The 15,651-nt window shown below is 42.5% G+C and carries 12 protein-coding genes; 5 read left to right on the forward strand and 7 right to left on the reverse strand.

Annotated elements, in window-relative coordinates:
* Window positions 1-2 precede the first annotated feature (2 nt).
* Window positions 3-305 (forward strand): hypothetical protein, encoded by a 303-nt coding sequence (locus tag NWF01_11340; protein ID MCW4025609.1) that lies wholly within the window; start codon window positions 3-5, stop codon window positions 303-305.
* Between the two features lie 10 nt (window positions 306-315).
* On the opposite strand, the gene NWF01_11345 is transcribed toward NWF01_11340, so the two are convergent.
* Both NWF01_11345 and NWF01_11350 read right to left on the reverse strand, forming a co-directional pair.
* Complete coding sequence (locus tag NWF01_11345; protein MCW4025610.1) at window positions 316-813, reverse strand: hypothetical protein; 498 nt, start codon at window positions 811-813, stop codon at window positions 316-318.
* A gap of 106 nt (window positions 814-919) precedes the next feature.
* On the reverse strand, window positions 920-2,269 hold the full coding sequence (locus tag NWF01_11350) for a DUF2400 family protein (GenBank protein MCW4025611.1): 1,350 nt from the start codon (window positions 2,267-2,269) through the stop codon (window positions 920-922).
* Between the two features lie 92 nt (window positions 2,270-2,361).
* Between NWF01_11350 and NWF01_11355 the strand changes: the two genes are divergently transcribed.
* Window positions 2,362-3,045, forward strand: a complete 684-nt coding sequence (locus NWF01_11355) for an HAD-IA family hydrolase (protein ID MCW4025612.1) — start codon at window positions 2,362-2,364, stop codon at window positions 3,043-3,045.
* A gap of 72 nt (window positions 3,046-3,117) precedes the next feature.
* Window positions 3,118-4,179, forward strand: a complete 1,062-nt coding sequence (locus NWF01_11360) for a radical SAM protein (GenBank protein ID MCW4025613.1) — start codon at window positions 3,118-3,120, stop codon at window positions 4,177-4,179.
* 17 nt (window positions 4,180-4,196) lie between these two features.
* Here NWF01_11360 and NWF01_11365 read toward each other — a convergent pair whose 3' ends face one another.
* Window positions 4,197-7,313, reverse strand: coding sequence for a hypothetical protein (locus NWF01_11365; GenBank protein MCW4025614.1), 3,117 nt, complete (start codon window positions 7,311-7,313; stop codon window positions 4,197-4,199).
* Between the two features lie 69 nt (window positions 7,314-7,382).
* Complete coding sequence (locus NWF01_11370; protein MCW4025615.1) at window positions 7,383-8,096, reverse strand: hypothetical protein; 714 nt, start codon at window positions 8,094-8,096, stop codon at window positions 7,383-7,385.
* Between the two features lie 357 nt (window positions 8,097-8,453).
* Between NWF01_11370 and NWF01_11375 the strand changes: the two genes are divergently transcribed.
* Entirely contained in the window at window positions 8,454-8,693 is a 240-nt protein-coding gene (locus NWF01_11375) for a hypothetical protein (GenBank protein MCW4025616.1), read from the forward strand.
* A gap of 2 nt (window positions 8,694-8,695) precedes the next feature.
* Window positions 8,696-8,914, forward strand: a complete 219-nt coding sequence (locus tag NWF01_11380) for a hypothetical protein (protein MCW4025617.1) — start codon at window positions 8,696-8,698, stop codon at window positions 8,912-8,914.
* A 310-nt stretch (window positions 8,915-9,224) separates the two neighbouring features.
* Here the strand turns inward: NWF01_11380 and NWF01_11385 are convergent, their stop codons facing one another.
* From NWF01_11385 to NWF01_11395, 3 genes are all read right to left on the reverse strand, one after another.
* On the reverse strand, window positions 9,225-9,509 hold the full coding sequence (locus NWF01_11385; protein ID MCW4025618.1) for a hypothetical protein: 285 nt from the start codon (window positions 9,507-9,509) through the stop codon (window positions 9,225-9,227).
* Window positions 9,510-9,592: 83 nt separating this feature from the next.
* Window positions 9,593-10,675: a type IV pilin gene (locus tag NWF01_11390; protein MCW4025619.1), complete on the reverse strand. Its 1,083-nt coding sequence runs from the start codon at window positions 10,673-10,675 to the stop codon at window positions 9,593-9,595.
* An 89-nt stretch (window positions 10,676-10,764) separates the two neighbouring features.
* Entirely contained in the window at window positions 10,765-15,456 is a 4,692-nt protein-coding gene (locus NWF01_11395; protein ID MCW4025620.1) for a hypothetical protein, read from the reverse strand.
* Window positions 15,457-15,651: the final 195 nt, after the last annotated feature.

A 15,651-nucleotide genomic window follows, 5' to 3' on the forward strand; every position in this document is an offset into this window, starting at 1 on the left:
ATTTGCCAAAAATAATTAGTGAGCAAGAGATTCTAAAAATAATTGACATGGGGTTTAGCGCGCTTGGTGGGAGTGTTAAAGAATCCCTTTGGTTCTATCTTGCACAGAACTATGGGTACACTCGAGCAAACGCGGTTTCAAACCTTCAAGGCTTACAGGCAGCTCTAAAAAAATTCTTTGGGGCAGAAGGTTACAATTTTTTAAACAACCTTTTCTGCCAGAACCTCTCTGAAGTAACTGGAGAAAAAATAGAGGCAACCACTGATTTTATCCAGTATGTTGATGAAATGCTGATTAAAGCATAAATTTTATGGGTTACCATTTGTCCCGTTTACTTAATGCTTCTTTCTTGGACTCTTTTGTCATCTCTGCATAAATTCCCTTTACATTAGGCAAAACAACACTTAACCCGTTGCCAGCAACGCTTTTAACAGTAGGAATCTTCACCAACCGAGCCGCCCTTGTCACAGGAACATACTGGATAAAAGTGTCTTTTTGGGTATGATTGAATTTTTCATTTTGCCAAGTTTCAAATATTTCCACTTTAATCAGATACTGCCCCTCAGCAATGCCTTTCATATCTAAAATGCTTGGAAACTCAAAGGTATCCGTGGCAAGCGCCCCTTGGGGAATGCTGAGTACTGGGGACGTTAGCAACTGGTTTTGGAAAAATAAGTCAAGATGTAGCTTTGAAAAATGAATCCTTGATGGATGCAAACTAAAGCACACGTTAATTTTTAACTCATCTTCTTTTATTGCAAAGCCAACTTCGTCGATGGTGATTGTTTTTTGGGGTTTTTGTGCTTCCTGCACAGGTGGTTTTGGGGTATATTGCTGCTCTAATGTAAACTGTTTAGACTACACAACATGTGCTTTCATTTTTTCTCTTTGAGTCTGATTTTTGGTTAATTTAGTCATGCTATGACCTACGGAAGGTTTCAAACTGGATTTTATAGGTGCTCTGTTTCCAGAGAAAATCAAAGGATTTATGCTCAGGGTCTAAAACCTCAATTATTTTAACGTAAGAATCAGGAACAATAAGGATTAGGCAGAAAAACTCGCCGTAATGCTCTCTAAAACATGCCAGCTTAAAGAGGATTTCAGGGAGATTATTTTTTATGCCGTGAGGTTCAAGCAGCACTTTTCTGCCCTGAAAAGTGAACTGGGGGAGCAGAAAATCAGGCTTATACGTCAAAATGGGATTATCTTTGGAAAGAGAAAACTCCATAAACTCATAATTAAAAATCACCTGCTGACTGCGCAGAAAATCATAAACGTCAAGCTCCAAAGCCGAAAAAGCGCCCGGTTCAATGCGTTCGCCGATTCTGTTGTAATGATAAACCACCGTTAAGTACTGCATAAGCGGCTGTAGAAACTCTTGATGCTTTTTAATGAAGAAGCAAATTGATTTTTCAACAGAGTTAATTGTTAAATCCGAGTATTCCAGCCAACTGCCCAGAACATAGAAGGGAAAGTCAACCTTTGCAGGGTCGTGTGGGAAAAGGGTTTTGGCGAATTGGGCGAATTTTTCTGCGTCTGTATCAAACTCTTTTGTGCTGTCCCACCAGCTTTCCGGCCTGTTTTTTGCGTTAAGGTCAAAATGCAGGTTTTCTTTACTGCTTAAACCCAAGGCTACGTAAACTCTGAAGGTAGCAGTGGTGAGGGGCGCCATTAGGTCTTGGGGGCTGAACTGGAAAAGCCCAAGGTCAGGCGCGTAACGGGTCATCCAACGCAGATACCGCCACGACTTGGATTTATGCTGCTTGTTCATTCGTCTAACACCATAGGAAAGTTGTTGAACGAAATCTTTGGGTTTAAGTCCCCGCTCATTTAATAGGCTCGTATAAGCCAAAAGGTCACCGTTGGCTTTTTGCGCAACAAACTTGTTTACTGAACATAAAACCTCTGGAATCTGCGCTTTTTCTAAGCCTAAGCGGTCAAGCATCTGAGTTTTTTCCTCAAACAACTGGATTTCCCGCTTAAAATCGGCGGTGGTTTTAGATTGGTAGAGTTTGCCACCAAGGGTTTCGTGTAGGTGACTGAGTAACATTCGGATGTTTCTGGGGTTACCTGTTAGGCTGTAGTCGCTAATAGATGCTGCAAGCAAAAAATAGTGTGCAGCTTCCTTTTTTGTTTCGTAACTTTTTAGGGGCATGAACCATAGTTTGGGTTCACGGTTTGGGTCAAGCTCAAAGTCCACTATGTCACTGTAGGTATCTACAAATTTTATGAGTAAATCTTTAAGATCGTGGGTTACTTCTTGGGTCATCAAAGGAAAAAAGGCATGGTGTCTTAATTGTTTTCTCCCAATTTCCATGAAAGGGGCAAGAGTTAAAATCCACAGAACAACACCATGTAGGCATGGTGCAGATACGTGCAATCCTGTTTGATTTAGATAACACCTTAGCTGACTTTATCGCCATGAAACAGCAAACAGTCAAAGCAGCCGCCAACGCCATGGTCAATGCAGGATTACAGATGAACACAACGCAAGCATATGAGCAGCTTTTGAACGCTTACTTTGAGTTTGGAATAGAATCTGACCGTGCATTCTCGGATTTCTTAAAAGACAACGGCAAATTTGACCACAAAATCTTAGCCGCTGCAATCAACGCCTACTTAGAAGCAAAAAAAGATGCACTAAAACCCTACCCAAACGTCCAAACAACACTAGAAACCTTGCAACAAAAAGGCATGTATCTCTCAATCGTAACAGACGCCCCAAAAACTAAAGCCTACCAGCGACTCCTAAGCATGGGGCTTGAATCCTATTTCAAATTCGTAATTGGCTTTGAAGACACAGGCAGCAGCAAAACCACGGGTTTACCCATCCTGATGGCATTGTCAATGTTGCGAAAAGAAATGCCTAACCTGCCCAGTAGCGAAGTCTTGATGGTGGGGGACTCCATTGAAAAAGACATCAATCCAGCCAGAAACCTTGGCTTAAAAACTGCATTATCTAAATATGGGCAACAATTTCCTGAAAAAGGAAGCGCCGATTATGAACTGTACGAATTCATGGATATCTTACAAATTCTAAGTTGAGTTTTGCCTTTTTTATGGGCAATCTATATGAGGATAAGCACAGAAAAATTTAGTATTAACTGGTGGCTGTGTTTGCAGAAAAAAGGACCCCTATACATTCTGCCTTGGCGATGCACTTTCCAATGCAACTTTGGCTGTGCACACTGCACTTCAGCATGTAGCGCCGCGGCTCAAAACGAAATGAGCACTAAAGAAGCCCTAAAACTGGTGGACCAAGCATACGAGTTTGGCGCAAGCTTTTTTGGAATAACCGGCGGAGAAGCACTGCTACGCAAAGACCTCTTTGAAGTGCTCACGTACGCCCATAAATTAGGCATGGGTACAAGCATAATTACGGATGGCAGGCTTTTAGATGAGAAAGCTCACGATTACATCGTTAAAAACGAAACAAAAGTTTCAATCAGCATAGACGGCGGCAAAGTAACCGATGATGCCGTGCGAGGCGTGGGCTCTTATGATGCATCCGTTAAAGCAATAGAGCGCCTATCCAAAGATAACCTGCTCAACTGTCTCGTGTACACTTTGGTTAACACTGACAGCAAAGTCACCAACGTTAACGAAGCCGACTTCAGAGACGTGCTGGATTTAGCTGCAAAGTATGGGGCGCGCTGGGTAATTTATCACGGCATGATTCCCTACAGCAAAGAAAGCCTCAAAAATGTGCCTTCTCCCGAGCAGAATGAGTGGGCATGGAACAAACTCTACGATTTAACCATCGAGTACAAAGGAAAACCTGGGCTTAACGTGTATTATCCCTCATACGCGCGTGTTGCTAAGCAGCGGGGAATACCTGATTGGGATAACTGGTATAATCACTTCTTTTTGGGCAGATGTTTCTTTGGCAAATTCATGAGCATCGCAGAAAACGGTGATGCTATCCCCTGTAGTTACAATGATGTGCACCGCTTTGGAAATACCCAAAAACAGTCCATGCAAGAAATCTGGGACACACTGCAAAATAGTGAACTATTCACTCAAGCTAAAGACAAAAACCTGCTCAAGGGTAAATGTGGTGTGTGCGAATTCAAAGACATCTGCGGCGGATGCAGAACCTCAGCGTACTTCTACACTGGAGACCTGCTGGGTCCTGACCTGCAATGCGCATATATCCCCAAAGCCTTAAGAGAAAAATAAGGTAATTTTTTCCTTCTTTATCCTGTTGTGTAGTTGATTGTGACATCGTAGAGAACAGGCGTTACGGTGTTGTTGCTTGTGGATAGTGTGGCTTCGTATTGTATCCAACGGTTCTGGTTAACACTGAGTGCTGAGTTGCTTGTATCATAATATTGTGACCATTCAGCAGATGATAGCTCGGCTTGTGAAGCGGCGGTTCTTACTCTGAACTGCACTGATGTTTCATTGGATGTTAATGCTGTCCATGAAATCATGTTCCAGTTAGTGTAGGCTGAGCCAGAATCAAAGGCGGATGAAACAAGCGTTCCAGAAGCGGCGTAGTAATAGGTGGGTTCGCTGACGGTTAGGCTGGTGACGTTAACCCAGTCAAAGCTTGCATTGCTGACGCCAAATGATTCAAAATTGATGAGTCCGCTTGAGTAGCTGTCATCGTTTACGTTGAATTTTAAGTCGTCGTCATAGTAGCATTTGATGTTTGACCCGTTAAACTCCATCTTTACATTGTGCCAGTTGGTATCGGTTGTTAGAGAGGTTTGTCCAAGCAGAACTCCATATATGTCATTCCACGAACTGAATTTAAACAGGTAAGCCATGTTTGGACCACCTAATGCGGGGCATATCATCAATGAGTACCGTGAGCCTGTTGCAGGGTCGAGTCTTGCGCTAAGTTCGCCTGTGTACTCTCCGCTGATATAGCGTACTCTGGTTTCAACTGTATAGTCAGTCCATGAAGAGTTGCCCGCGTAGGTTAAAATCACGTTATCCGAAGAACCAACCATGTTATAGCAGCCATCGCTGACCGTCCATGAACCAGAAAGAACCGTCCATTGATTACTTGTCCATGTTGCATTGCTGAAATCGTCCGAAAAGAGCACTGTCGGTGCGCCAGGGTCCTGCTGTAATGAAAGCATTAATTGCCCCGGAACCGATACTGCATCAAGACTGCTAAGTACACCTGCTTGAAAATCTTCTTGGCTTGTTTGAACCCAGTCAGCTGAGGTATCTATGCTGTATGTTATTGTGACGTCGTAGAGGATGGGGGTAACTTCAGTGTTGTTTGTTAGCAGTTCTGCTTGGTATTGTATCCATTGATTAGGACTGCTGGATATTGCGGTGTTGTTTGTGGTTATGTAGCTTGACCAGTCAGCTGAGGTTAAGCCTTCTTGTGTTGCTGCTGTTCGGGTTCTAAACTGCACTGCAGTACCCTCAGGCGTATTTGCGGTATAAGAAAAGTGGTTCCAGCTTGTATTGCTATTTTCTGAATCAAAAGCACAAGATGTCAATGTTCCCTGCGTGTGATAGACTGAGGGACCTGTTGGGAGGGTTGTAACGTTTACCCAGTCATAGCAGGCATTGCTGCTCCCGAAGGATTCAAAATTAATCATGCCCTCTGGTAAGCTGCTATCAGTCACGTTGAAAACCAATTCGTAATCATAGTAACATTTGATACTTGATCCGTTTAGCTCCATTTTCAGCAGATGCCAGTTGGTGTCTGTTGTAACTGAGGCTTGACCCAGCATTGTTCCAGTAATATCCGTCCATGAATTAAACTTTACAAGATAAGCAACGTTTGGGCCATCAGTTTCAGGGTCTGGACAGGTGAAAAACGTGTAGCGGGCTCCCGTGTTGGGGTTGAAACGTGCTCCAATGGCGCCTGCATATTCCCCGCTGATATAACGTTCACGGGCTTCAACAATGTAGTTGCTCCATGAAGCGTTGCCGCCATACGTTAAAAGCACTGTACTTGGGGCACCAGCCATGTTGTAGAATCCATCGCTGACCGTCCATGAACCAGAGTAGACTGTCCAGTTGCTGCTTGTTGAAGTGGCATTGCTAAAGTCATCAGAAAAGAGAACAGAAGATTGACCTGTTTGAGACATTGCAAGGCTGAGTTGCCCTGGAACGCTAGTTGCATCAAGATTGTTTAGGGTGCCTGCTTGGAAGTCTGCTTGGCTTGTTTGAACCCATGTGCCACTGCTCTCTGAATCGATGGAGTAAAGAACTGTTACTGTAGAGGATTGACCTGACTGCACTTTAATTGTTTCACCAAAAAGGCGATAATCTGAAGACGGAGATCCGTTTAAGAAAACCTGCAAGCTGCTTACAGATTCCAAGTCCACGGGCAAATTGACATCCAATGCAATGTCTGATGATGCCGCCCCCGTAACGGTTAAGGTTAGGTTGTATAGTCCATCTGATATTTCAGTGAACTGAGGCGTTATGGCGGCTTGCTGTCGGATTTGGTACCAATCACACAGTAGCGCGGGTGTAGCGTTCCACATGTAGGGTTTTGAGAGGCAAGACGTGATGAAAGTATAGGGCATGCCTGATTCTGAGGAACTGTGGCTATATGGACTAACTAGTAAGCCTCTGTTGTAGTAGAAATCGACAAGATCAGGCATGTCGTTGGGTGCATAGTATGCTATTTCTTCCATGTTTTGGCAAATGTTCCCTGAACTGGTTATCCATCGTGAGAAAGGTATTTGCAGAAAGCCGTAGGTTTTATTTTCGGTCACCAACGAGAACCCAAACTGCGGGAAAGGTGCCGTTGTAAACTCGCCGGAACTGGAAATCCCCACGTCATCTATAACTTGGAAGCTTTCATCCCAGCACGCTTGTCCACCGGGAGAAACCCAAATGTCAGATCGACTTCCAACCCAGTTCTGCAAATCAACAAATGATAACACAATTGACTCATTAGCATAAGCCATACCATCGGTTAACCCCGTTGGAAAATTAGCTAAGCAATCATCTAAGGTCCAGTGGTAATACTCGTAATCGCCATATTGTACCTCTGGTTTCCATAGTGTGCAGTTTAATCCTCCATTATGAGACCCAACTTGAGCACCTAACTCGTAAGCCTGCTGAATGATACTGATTAAGGATGCATTATTCGGTGAATCCCTGACATCACCTGTAACAATGTAGTATTGAGCGGTTAATCCCAGATTTTTTTCTGTTTGAGCAGAGGAGAGCATCCAATTTACAGCATCAAAAGAGAAGTCCATGTCATGCCGTATGATAAAAGCAGAGTTGTACTGGTAGGGCCAAGGACTAAGTTTAACTAAGGGTACATTGAGGGTTTGGAAGGCCCATGAAATGGCTTGGCGGATAATTAGGTACTCGTAAACCATGGGGCTGTAGAGGCTATATGACGCTAAAGGAGCCAGTTCTGAATTGTAAATAAACCAGCCAGCATTATGCTACTTAATCGCAAACATGATTCCCCCGTCAATGGTCATTAGAACCTGTGCTGGACTAACCTCCGTCACCGATGTCATCCAAGCATAATGTGGTTCAGCTTGGTAATCATCTAACTTCACCAGCGTATGGTCCTCCAAGGGCAACCGCCAATTCAGGTTAACGTTTGCAGGAACACAGTTTACCAGTTGATGGTCCGCTACTCTTCTTGCAGTTTGAACCGGGGCCCAATTGTTTGGCGGCAAATTGGCAGAGCTTAAGCCCATTTGAGCAGATAAAGCAAAGTCACTTCTTTGAGTGCCATCTTCATACCTTGTCCACGATGAGGCACTAGCGTAGAGGAATCCGCCTGCGCTAACATAATTGTTTAGCTGGGTGGCTTCTTGGTCTGAGATGCATTCACAGGCTATACTGAAAAGTATCGGATATGTGGGTGTGCCTGAAGTCATCAGTTCTCCTGCTTCGATTTGGGCATCTGAGACTTCGACGAAGGGGGTTCCGTCGGATTTGAAGGCTTCTTTGAGCATGGTGTATAGTGCAAAGTAATTCCAGGAGGTATATGTCCAATGTTCCTGTGTGTATTCTGAAACGTGTATGGCGACTATGGGTTTAGTTTGAGGGATTGGCTGCGCGTTTACTGTTTGGAAAATCAGTGTACTGGTTAATAATGTGGGAATTAAAAAAATACAGATTATCAGATTATTTTTTTTATTCATCAAAACACCTCTAAAATGGAAACTATTTTTTCAACTTAACAGTTGCTTTTAAAAATTAGTTACCGTCCTACATGTTAAGGGGTACTGATATATTTAACTTGTTGATTACACAAGCGAGCAACAAACAGCTAAAAGGTATTACAACAGCTGTCATGTCAAACAGATATACAACATTTTCAACACAAAACAGGTTAAAACAAAACCAAATTAACGCTAAATTAACGCCAACATAGCGCTTAACCTGCTCACTTGTAAAACAGTTAAATCAAACTCCATACCAAAAAGATATTTCGATTTTCGACATATATCAAAGATGGATAGCTCAATTAGAAGGTAGGCTATCCAGAGGGAGTTTGAATGGCTAAAGAAGGTAAAAACCATCAAAAACCACTCGCACCACATCTGCAATGGCTCCAAACTTGGAAAGAGTCCGAACAAAACGTCTCAGAACTACCTAACTGGACACAAAAAATTATCCTCCAAAACCAAATAACAACAATGCAAAAAGCAAACCAAAAAAGCAAACATAAAAAAGTAAAAATCACCCCCGGAGAGCACAAGCAAGATTTAGTTCAAAGTATTGAAGGTGAAAACTAAAAATGCAGAGTACAGTTGCAACCCTGCTTCTGGTTACCTCAGCAGTTATGTTATGCTGTTTTGTGGTTAACTACGCAATAACTGTATCTGAACAAACAATACAAACAGAAGATAATCCCCAACTGGATAGATTACGCACCCTTGAAGAACTACTGCTAAACCAAACCAGCCAATTGCTAAACCAAACCCAAATTGGAATACCAAACGGTGTATTGCCTTAACTGAAGAAATTTGCCTTACATTTTGTGCCCATCTGAAACCACATACATTTAATTAGGCATTTTTCTTTTAGGAAATGGGCGAAGTTTATGCATCACTACAAAAAATATTTAGCCGTAGCAGGAGTAGGTGCAGCGATAACTGCCGTGGGCGTTGGAATGTTTATAAAAACCAAAAAAGAAAAACACTGAACCATCACCTACACCCAATTTCTTTGAATAAAACAGGAACAAAGTCTGGAGTTTTAAGTTTTAGAATTTTCCTCAAACAGATTTGACCGTTAACCTTCGAGATGTTATCGCAGTCGAAACTTTATCCGAATTGTTCCAGCACTTGTCGTCCAAAATTAGTTATTTCCACTGCATAAAAATTGTAAGGCGGCAGATTTTTCAAAGCATCTGGCACGTTCACCAGCAAAGATTTTGCCAGAATCCTAACGGCATCATTTATGGTTATAGGAGTTAAACCTGTTTTTTTATGTATTAACTCACCCTTCACTAATTCGCCTTCACTGAATTCTGAGAGGGCAACGAGAACTTTTTTTGCATCCATATCAATCATGTTAAAATCTTCAAGGTCAAAATCAGATATAGTCATACAAAAACCTCACTAGAAATAGTTGCAGGTTTCCAATAAAAACTATTTGAAAAAAGTAGCTGAACAGTTGAGCTGATGGGTTGTTATGTGTAGTTGGCTGTGACAGTTACATCAGTTGAGGGCACTGTGAATGTTGTTGCGGTTTTTGTTAGTCCATCACCGTTGGTCCAGCTTGAGAAGTGATATACAGCATTGTCCCACCCCTTTAGAGGCGAAGAAGCAACAACTGTGTGTGTTGAACCAATTGTCCAAGAAAACTTTGTGTTGGCTACGTCCCATCGGTCATAGTTAACACCATCAATAGTGAGAACGGTTATGCCACTATCAAGCGTGTTCAAACCTGAACTTCTAAAACTCACATAAACTGTTGACTGCACATAGTTTGCTGTAACTGTGACGGATTCGTCTGGAACAGTGAAGGTTCCTGAAGCATCAACTAAGCCGTTGCCGTTAGTCCAATTATAAAACACAAAACCCTTAGACGGAGTATCCCACGTGTAAGCTGGACTTAAAGCTTCAACAGTATGGGTATCTCCTGAAACCCAATTGAAAGTTAAATAATCTACCCATTTATGCGAAACCCCATCAATTACGATACCTTGACCATCAAAATGAGTTAAATTGGTTGCGAATCTTATGGTGACTGGTATTCCGGGAACTGGTGTTGCCGTTGGAGTGGGCGTCGCAGTTGGGGTTGGAGTGGGCAGTGCAGGAGTAGAAGTAGATGGAGTACCCGATGATGGAGAGGCAACAATGGAAGTGCTTATTTGATTACCGTCTGCAAAAATCACTTTTACGGTGTATGTTTGACCTACTGTCAAAGTTTGACCTGCAATGCTAAGAAAGGCTACATTTTCAGATGGGATAGTGGGGGTCCACACGGCAGGGGGAGTTGTGTTGTTTGTGACAGTTACGCCTTGCACATAAATTTTGTTAATAGTGATAGAATCCATTCCAGCGTTTCTAACGTATAACCGTATAGTTCCAGTCGTGGAATCTGCTGAGGCAAGATCAATTTGGGGCATGCCAACGCCAGTCGAACCCAGCCAGCCTGTAACAAAAGCATAAAGCGCAACTCCGGAAACCACTACAATAACCACAAGTAACAAGGTGCCAATAATTGGTGAAATAGCTCTTGTTTTCTTCCACAGGTTATACATAATCATTCCATGTCTATTATTGTAGTTAGGCTATTGAACTGCTTTAAGTCTTACGAATCACTAATCAATATCGGGGAAAACCTTATAAAAATTTATCAAAACCGCATTCTTTTCTTATGCTTTTGTCTCAAAACAAGAACAGCAACCACTATAGCAACAATCACCACCACACATATCAAGAGCCAGACAGGAATCGTTTGGCTCACAGGAGCACCAACAAAAACAATTGACACTTCATGCGTACTAAAATGCGTTACATACCAAACATAATAGTTCTCTGCATCCTGAGTATAACCTTGGTCTGCACATAAAACGCCATCAACATAAACCTCTGGCGCGTCCCCGTTGGGTATAGCATTTTTAGGTATAGTAACGTTACCAAACCCAACCTCACCAGGTTCACCAGAAATCATAAAGGACACAGAAGTGGTAGCGGATGTTTGATTTGTAGTTATGACAACATTGCTCATTTGAGAAACTGTGATGTTTCCAGATATTGTAAGATAAACAATTTGACCAGTATCTGTTGTAGCTTGAATTGTGCCCGTACTTTCAGTAGGGGTTGGTGTAGGAGTGACTATTGGGGATGCCGTTGGAGTAGGCGTACTAGGTCTAAAGCCTCCGCCACCCCCACCGCCGCCTCCGCCCCCACCTGAAGCGGAAGAAAGGGTGATTGTATCATTGTACGTGTTAGAAACTAGTCCAGCGTTATCCCTGACCTGATAGTAAACAGTTTTTTCACCAGCACCCGAAGTTAAAACCCAAGACTTCGTAGAAGAAGCAGTCTCCCAGGCACTCCAACTAGAATCATCATTGCTGTAGCGGGCTTGCCCAACCCCAGAGGTTGCATCAGAATATGTTAAAGTCAAAAGTACACTTGTAGACCCAGTGCTTAAATCATTAAAATTAATCACAACAGAACCAGTGGGACTAACAGTGTCCAAAACAATAGTGCCCAAAAAAGAATCAGACACAAAACCAACATTATCCCTAACTTGGAAATACACCGTCTTGACACCATCACCCAGAGCTAAAACCCATGCCTTGGCTGTTGCAAACGCTTCCCAGTTAGTCCATGTTGAACCGTCACTGCTAAAACGCATCTGGCTTACGCCTGAACCACTATCAGAAGCAGTCAAAGTTAAAGTGACATCAGTGGAAGTGACATATTCATCACCTGAGTTGATAATAATTGACCCCAAAGGACCTGAAGTATCTAAAATTATTGTGCCACTGTACGTGCTTGAAATTAAGCCAGCAGCATCTTTGATTTGATAATACACGGTTTTTGTGCCATCATCAGAAGTTAAAGTCCAATCCTTACTTGCAGATGTGCCTTCCCAACTGCTCCAAGAAAACCCATCATTGCTGAAACGCATTTGGCTAACCCCAGAGCCACTATCAGAGGCAGTTAAAGTTAACAAAACACTCGTAGAAGTTGTGTAGGCATCACCGCTGTTAATAACAATAGAACCCGACGGGTTAGCAGTATCTAAAATGATGGTTGCAGAATATGAAATGGAAGTGAACCCTGCGTTATCCTTCACTTGATAATAAACGGTTTTTGTCCCATTACCATCGGAGAGCATCCAAGTTTTACTTGAAGCCACATTTTCCCAACTGCTCCATAACGTGCCGTCATTGCTAAAGCGCATTTGGCTCACTCCCGAACCCTCGTCAACCGCCGTTAAGGTTAATGTTACGTTTGCAGAAGTGGCATAAGCATCCCCATTGTTGATTATGATGGAACCGGTGGGAGCAGTGGTATCTAGCACAATTGATGCGGAGTAGGTATCTGATACAAATCCAACGTTATCTTTGACCTGATAGTACACTGTTTTTTCGCCATCACCTGCACTTAACACCCAAGATTTGTTGGTAACTGGGCTTTCCCAAGACTCTGTGTCCCAGACGTCATCATTGCTGAAGCGCACTTGGCTGACTCCTGAACTGCCATCAGCGTAGGTTAGTGTTAACGTGACGCTGGTTGAGGTTGTGTAGGCATCTCCATTATTGATGAGTATCGAGCCAGTTGGGGAAGTTGTATCTAAGAGTATAGTGTCTGAGTATGTTGAAATTAAGCCTGCATTATCCTTTATTTGATAATAAACGGTTTTTGCACCATCACCAGATGGCAGGTCCCACGATTTAGTTGAAGCAGGAGTCTCCCATGCACTCCAGTTTGTTCCATCGTTGCTATACCGAACTAAACTAACTTCTGACCCCACATCTGAATAAGTCAAAGCTAAAGTTACAACAGGCGAGGTTGTGTATGTATCCCCATTATTAATGACAATAGAGCCCAAGGGCGGGATTGTATCATGAATTGAAAAGCTGATGTCCTTTGTTCTGGAATCCGAGAAGACAACATAAGGGTAGCATGTGCTGCTTGAAAAGTGATAGTTAACACTGAGCCCCGACCCTACCCAAGAGTCACTGACAACAATAGTAGGTCCCCAAGTTGTGGGCTGTGAGCTGTCTGATGCTTTGTATTCTGCAAATTGTCCCGCCTTGCAGATGGCATAAATTGAACCACTGTCACTACTAGTTAATGATACCGCTTTTTCATCTTGTGAACTGGAGGCAAAAAGAGAGAGTCCTTTGGTCCAAGTGGATCCCTTATCGTTACTGTAAGAATAGCAAATGTTACTGTCACTTGCACTAAATTGATACTGGAACGCAACCATAACAATATCATCGCTATGTGTTGCGGTAATTGAAGGAAATTGACAATCATTTGTTAAGCCATCAATATTGGTGAATTGGCTCCAAGTAGACCCAAAATCAGTTGACCTCTCGACCCTAATTTCGCCTGAACTATCAAAGTCCACTGTATATCGATAAGCAATGTAGAGGTAACCTTGAGCATTTGTTAAGCTTGTTTGAGTATACACATTGCTGTCTGGCCAATTGCCATGTATTTTGCTATTTGTCCAAGTGGCGCCGTGATCTGTTGATTTAGCGAACATCAAGTCGCGGTCGTCGTTATTGTAGACGCACTCATAAGAAATGTACTGACGATTGAAACCGCCATACTGATATTCGCTACTTATGGAAGGGAAACGGTAATCTTGCCCAGAATCACTATCAACACATACCCAACTCCAAGAACTATCACAGTACCTTAAAACCCAGATTTGATGCTCGCTTGCAGAAACTTCGAGTTCCGCTGCAACATAGATGTCATTGTTGTAGGGGTCAATTGCTATTGTCGGATTCAGTAAATTGTTGTAATCAGAGTATCCTACAATTGAGGTTGACCAAGTTTGTCCAGTATCTGTTGATTTCTCAACAAAAATACCGGTATAGCCTGACAACTCATAGAAGTCCTGATAGGCAACATAGATGTTTCCTAAACTATCGGTTGCTGTGGCAATTTTTCCATCAATAGAATCTTGGTCTGTATTAACAGTTGCAGGGTTTGTCCATGTTGTTGTGAAAGGAGCCAAAACGATGTTTAAACATACGCTACTTCCCGCTGGGATTGCGCAGGGAGCATCTTGTGAGTTAGAAAGCTCCACTGAATATCGTGACAGCGTTGTTGAAGTGATTCCATAATTAGTAATTTTTAGAAAGAAGTTTTGGTTATCGACACTTGACACGTAATTTTTGAATTCAGTTATGTCAATAACAAATTGGTTATGGTTTAGTTGCTGGGTGCCACCATTAATGAAGGCTGTCAAATATTTCGTACATATAGGTGAACCAGGGGTTCCCATGCCTAACTCTATAACCAAATTACCCCTTCGTCCATCTGTTAAAGTAAATGACTCAGCTAATTGGGGCGTGTAATCAATCACATCGTTATAGACATAACACGTTTTAACCCATTGCTTTGCCGCTTCATAGGAAATCCAGTAAAAACCATCAGGAACATGTTCACCAGTAAAACCTACGCCCCACGAATTTGCAACTTTAAATGCCCCATAATGTGTGACCCCATTTTCTGTGTATGCCAAGTTATCATCGTAACCTACGATTGTGTTTGCATGGTTTATGGTGGGAGAGTAATAGTTGTCAGTAGTCCACATGTCGTCGCTTGTCAGATACGTAAAGCGTCCTGCACCAACCCCGATAGACGCCAAGTTTCCTGAGGCAATCCAATTCTTCAAAGCAGTGATTCCGTTATCGGTTGTGATGTCTATATATTGAAGACTTGAGGCAGCACCACGGTATAATGTTGCTTCCGTCCATGCATCCCCCGAAGGCCAAGACGTGTAATCACTATCTGAATAAGGCATTTCTTCCCATGAACACAAACCAAGGTTACAGACCAAATCAATAGCAAAAGAAACACTTGAACCAGAATCAACCCCTCCATTAATCAAATTGTACAGAAAAGCAGGACTCATTATTTTGCTCTGAAAACTTGTGGTCTGCCATGCAGCATTAGAGACATCCCAGTTGTGCTCTTTGGCTTCTTGGAATGTTTTCATGTAATATGCAATTGACCAAGCCGTGCAGGAGCCCTGTTGACCTTGATTGCCTATTGGGGGAAACCAAATGGATGCTGATTGGTCAATCGAGGTGGGTGCGCTGAGCCCTGTATTTATTGTATCGATTAAAGTCAAGTTTTCGGCAATCAAGTCCCATTCTTGCTCGGTTGGAGGACAAAAACCGGTTCCGTAGCCATCAATTATCTGGCTATAGTTTTTTCCTTCTTCGTAAACTCCAATTTCACTTTTAAGCTGGTTAATCTCTGAGGGGGTTGCTATATGTTTGCTGATGCTTACGCTTCCAGAGGAAGTGTACAGTTGTGTGTTCGTGTCTTCGCTAGGTACAGCCAAACTTGCTGAAGTATTTTTATCTGTTGTATTGGCACCTAAGGCTTCAGACTCTTGAACTATAGATACAAAGAGCAAACAACAGAAAAACAATGCTATTAGCAAATTCAATAGCGATTTTTTCAAGCAATTCAACTTCCTTAAGGAACTACTTTACAGGTATTCAAGTTCTATAGGGTTAACAGGCTCATTTTATGC

It is taken from the genome of Candidatus Bathyarchaeota archaeon (assembly GCA_026014585.1).
Taxonomy (GTDB): Archaea; Thermoproteota; Bathyarchaeia; order Bathyarchaeales; family Bathycorpusculaceae; genus Bathycorpusculum.